This is a genomic window from Prevotella sp. CAG:592 (genome assembly GCF_000436015.1).
In the GTDB taxonomy this organism is placed as follows: domain Bacteria; phylum Bacteroidota; class Bacteroidia; order Bacteroidales; family Bacteroidaceae; genus Prevotella; species Prevotella pectinovora.
Genome location: NZ_FR892573.1, coordinates 779 through 5,244, shown reverse-complemented (window position 1 = coordinate 5,244; position 4,466 = coordinate 779). Strand labels below are relative to the sequence as shown.

Below are 4,466 nucleotides of genomic sequence, written 5' to 3'. Positions count from 1 at the left end.
AGTCTGTTCATCAGCGGCGACACGTGGGGTATGTAGCGGTTCAGGATCAGTCCGGCGAAGAACGCTCCGAACACCCCTTCCAGTCCGATGAACCCCGATACCGCCGCACTGAGGAACATCAGCGCCATCACGAAGATATACTGCGCCACGGCATCCGAATACCGCCTCAGAAACCATCGTGCCATCCTCGGCAGCAGCATTAGTCCGCCTGCCACAAACAGGAATATCTTCAGCAGGAACAGGCACCAGAATCCCACTCCGGCGCCGCTGCCGAACGAACCCACTATGGCTGCCAGCACCACCAGCGCCAGCGTCAGGGCTATCATCGAAGCCCCCACACACAGTGTCACGCTGACATGACGTTGCAGTCCGTATTTGCATACGATAGGGTAGGCGATGAGCGTGTTTGATGCCATGATGCTGCTGATGAGCAGCGTTGCCGTGGGGTTATAGTTGAGCAGCGAGCTGCTCGCCCAGTAGGTCAGTGCGAAAGGCAGCAGGAAGGTGAGCAGTCCGAACAGCGCCACCTTCTTGCCGTTGCTCTTCAGTCCCTCGATGTCCATCTCCAGTCCGGCGAGAAACATGATATAGTAAAGTCCCACCTTCCCGAACAGTTCGAAGCTGCTGTCGCGCTCCAGAATGTTCAGACCGTATTTGCCCACTACCACACCTGCGAGCACCATTCCCACGATGTGCGGAATGCGCAGTTTCCCCATTACGATAGGTGCCGCGAGGATTATGAAGAGCACGACGAAGAAAATCATCGTCGGGTCTGTAATAGGCAGGTAATTGAAAGTATCCGGTATCATAATGCACTAAATTTAATGCAAAGGTGCAAAAAAAATGTTAGAATTGGCGAGATGTACATCGAAAGTTGTAATTTTGCAATAATAATTAAGATAAACGTGCGATTATTAAACACAAATCAAATTAAAAAGTAGATATGAAAGTAGCAATAGTAGGCGCAAGCGGTGCCGTGGGGCAGGAGTTCCTGCGTATCCTTGCTGAGAGAGATTTCCCTATGGACGACCTCGTGTTGTTCGGTTCTGAGCGTTCGGCAGGCAGAAAATACACCTTCAAGGGCAAGGAATATGAGGTGAAGCTTCTTCAGCACAACGATGACTTCAAGGATATCGACATCGCCTTCACCTCGGCCGGCGGCAGCACATCAGAAGAGTTTGCCGGCACCATAACGAAATACGGTTGCGTGATGATCGACAATTCCAGTGCCTTCCGCATGTGCGACGACGTGCCTCTGGTTGTGCCTGAAGTGAATGCCGAGGATGCCCTGAAGCGTCCGCGCGGCATTATCGCCAACCCCAACTGCACCACGATAATGATGGTGGTGGTGCTGAACCCCATCGACAAGCTGAGCCACATCAGGAAGATACACATCGCCTCATACCAGAGCGCTTCGGGAGCAGGAGCGGCTGCCATGGCGGAGCTGGAGCAGCAATACAGGGACATTCTGGAGACGGGCAGCACCACACACGTGGAGAAATTCCCTCATCAGCTTGCCTATAACGTGATTCCGCAGATAGACAAGATGACTCCTAACGACTATACCAAGGAGGAGATGAAAATGTATAACGAGACACGCAAGATAATGCACTCCGATGTACGCACGAGTGCTACCTGTGTGCGCGTGTCGTCATTGCGCTCACATTCAGAGAGCGTGTGGTTCGAGACCGAGCGTCCGCTCACCGTGGAGGAAATCCGCGAGGCACTGAAGGCAGCGCCGGGAGTAACCCTCGAAGACGACCCTCAGAACTATGTATATCCGATGCCTCTGGAGAGTGCCGGCCACGACGATGTGTATGTGGGCCGTGTGCGCAAGGATCTTGCCGACGACAATGGCAACACCCTGTGGCTCACCGGCGACCAGATTCGCAAGGGTGCCGCACTGAACGCCGTTCAGATTGCCGAATATCTCATCAAGGTGGGCGACGTGAAGTAATGGGCAGGCACTGCTTGCAGAAACAACTGATTCTGAAAAGGAATTGAAATGAAAGACATATTGCGACTTTCCGATCTCACGATCGGATATGGCAAGACGACAAACAGGCGAGTGGTGATGCAGGGTATTGAAGCTGCCCTGCATCCCGGTCGCCTCACTTGTCTTATTGGCGACAACGGAGTGGGAAAGTCCACCCTGCTGCGCACCATCTCCGCCTTCCAGCCTAAGCTCGGCGGAGAGATAATGCTCGGCGAGAGAGAGATTGACTCGTTCACCCGTCAGGAACTGGCGAGGCTCATCGGAGTGGTGCTCACGGAGCGGCCGCAGGTGCAGAACCTCACCGTGTTTCAGATGGCTGCCATGGGACGCAGTCCGTACACGGGATTCTTCGGACGCCTCAGCGACGACGACAGGCGCATAGTGGGCGAGAGCCTGCGTATGGTGGGCATAGAGCATCTTGCCGGACGCATGGCTGGCACACTGAGCGACGGTGAGCGACAGAAGATGATGACGGCGAAGGCGCTGGCGCAGCAGACCAGCGTGGTGTTTCTCGACGAGCCTACGGCTTTTCTCGACTATGGCAGCAAGGTGGAGACTCTGCAGATGCTCCGTTCGCTGTGTCATGACAACGGCAAGACGATACTCCTCTCCACACACGACCTCGAACTGGCCCTGCAGATTGCCGACGACCTGTGGGTGATGACTCATGAGCGGCTCATCACCGGACCTACCGCCGCCCTCGCCGCCGACGGCACCCTGTCGCGGTTTATCGACAAGCGCGGCATCCGCTTCGATTCCACCACGATGACGATACGTGTGGTGGCGGAATAGCTTACCCTTTTTTTTACTTGTTTTACTGAAATTGGAAGCCTGACTGTGGCAAATGGTCAGGCTTGGAATCCCTCAACGGTAATTGACTGATTGGGGTAGGAAAATAGATGCGAAATCTGCCCAATTCCGATATATATTCCTTGTTTTTTAATATCATATATTTCGATTGGTCATTTTTTTTCATTACCTTTGCCAGCACAATTTGGTACGAAGACAATTTCGATATTTTACTGATGAGGAAAGAGAAGACTCCTCGTTCAGACTACTAAGAGGTATATAAAAATTAATTTACAAACAAAATTCAGTTATCTGTTTATGAAGAAAGAAGAGCAATCTTTTGGCTGCGGCATATCCGTGTCGCAGAAAGGACATGCCCTGTCTGGATGGATTCTGCGTATCGTCCCTCTCTTCGCTATGCTTTTCGCCACAGTGGTGGCAAAGGCGGCGGGCGACGGCGACGGCGTGAAGTTCAATCCGGGGGTGAGGTATTCGCAGTGGGCGATAAACTCTAGGGCGCATGATTTTTATGCCAATACCACAAAATTCGGTCTGGCGAAGTTTGATGCCGACGGAACCAGTGTGGAGATTAAGCGTAATGACACGAAGAATAAACTGGACTATGTTCCGGGTCTCGTTGCAAAGTCGATGATAGAGGCAGCCGACTATTATCAGGATTTCGATTGGTCGAAGCCTTGGTTTGCCAGCGTAAAGGAGTATGGCGATGATTATTATAATAGCGTGCCAAACGGTGGCGGCAGCCTCGACGACCTCAACGCCGTGAAGCTCTACATCGGAATCTATAACTACAAGAATGCTACGGATACAGACAAGAAGAATGCCCAAACGGCTATCGGCAGGGCAACGGAAGGTCTTATAGCCCACAACAAGAACAATAGCATCCAGTCTGGCACTCTCGCCAGCGACGCAGTAGTGGGAGGATGGTTTCACAAGACAGCCTACAACAACCAGATGTGGCTCGACGGCGCATATATGGGTTCGGCACTGCTCGCTCAGATTGTGAATTTCAATGGCGACGGCTCAAACGTGTTCGGCAGCGCTGACAAGGATTGGAATATGGTGTTCAAGCAGCTCAACATCGTGTGGAACATGTGCTGGAATTCTAAAGACAAGCTGATGTATCACGCCTTTGAGGCGAATGCTGGAACGGGAACGTCTAATTCGCATGCCGACACATGGGCAGGACTGAACGGCACGACGAAGCCATACACCTTTCATTCGGCAGCCTATTGGGGACGCGCCAACGCATGGTATATCTTCGCCCTCGTGGATGCCCTCGAAGCGATGGGTAAGACAGGACGGACTTCCGACGCCAACTACACCACTCTGAGAAACCATCTGCAAGAGCTCGCCGCTGGCATCGTGGCGCGTCAGGCAAGCAGCGGCGGATGGTATCAGCTGCTCGACAAAACAGATTCTTTCAAGGCAACCAGCTACAACGGCAAATCAGCGAGCGCTACCAACTATATCGAGACCTCTGCCACGGCAATCTTCTCTGCGGCTTTGTTCAAGGCGGCGCGTCTTGGACTGATTGACGCCACATACAAGGAGAATGCCAAGAAGGCTTTTGAATGTCTGGTGAACAACTACACATATCTGAAAGACGGAAGTCTGGAGATATGGGGCAGCTGCCGGTCGGCAGGACTCGGCGGCGGCACGG

General features: G+C 52.9%; 4 protein-coding genes. 3 read left to right on the top strand and 1 reads right to left on the bottom strand.

Going from position 1 to position 4,466, the window contains the following annotated elements:
- Positions 1-809: cation:proton antiporter (locus QVO99_RS05890; protein ID WP_288176990.1), on the bottom strand; the 809-nt coding region annotated here is incomplete at its 3' end.
- A gap of 134 nt (positions 810-943) precedes the next feature.
- Between QVO99_RS05890 and QVO99_RS05885 the strand changes: the two genes are divergently transcribed.
- The 3 genes from QVO99_RS05885 to QVO99_RS05875 form a co-directional block, all read left to right on the top strand.
- A complete protein-coding gene (locus QVO99_RS05885; protein WP_022316673.1) occupies positions 944-1,957 on the top strand; it encodes an aspartate-semialdehyde dehydrogenase in 1,014 nt (337 codons plus the stop codon).
- Positions 1,958-2,005: 48 nt separating this feature from the next.
- Positions 2,006-2,788: an ABC transporter ATP-binding protein gene (locus QVO99_RS05880; protein ID WP_022316672.1), complete on the top strand. Its 783-nt coding sequence runs from the start codon at positions 2,006-2,008 to the stop codon at positions 2,786-2,788.
- A gap of 315 nt (positions 2,789-3,103) precedes the next feature.
- The coding region (locus QVO99_RS05875) for a glycoside hydrolase family 88 protein (RefSeq protein ID WP_288176989.1) at positions 3,104-4,466 on the top strand (1,363 nt) is incomplete at its 3' end.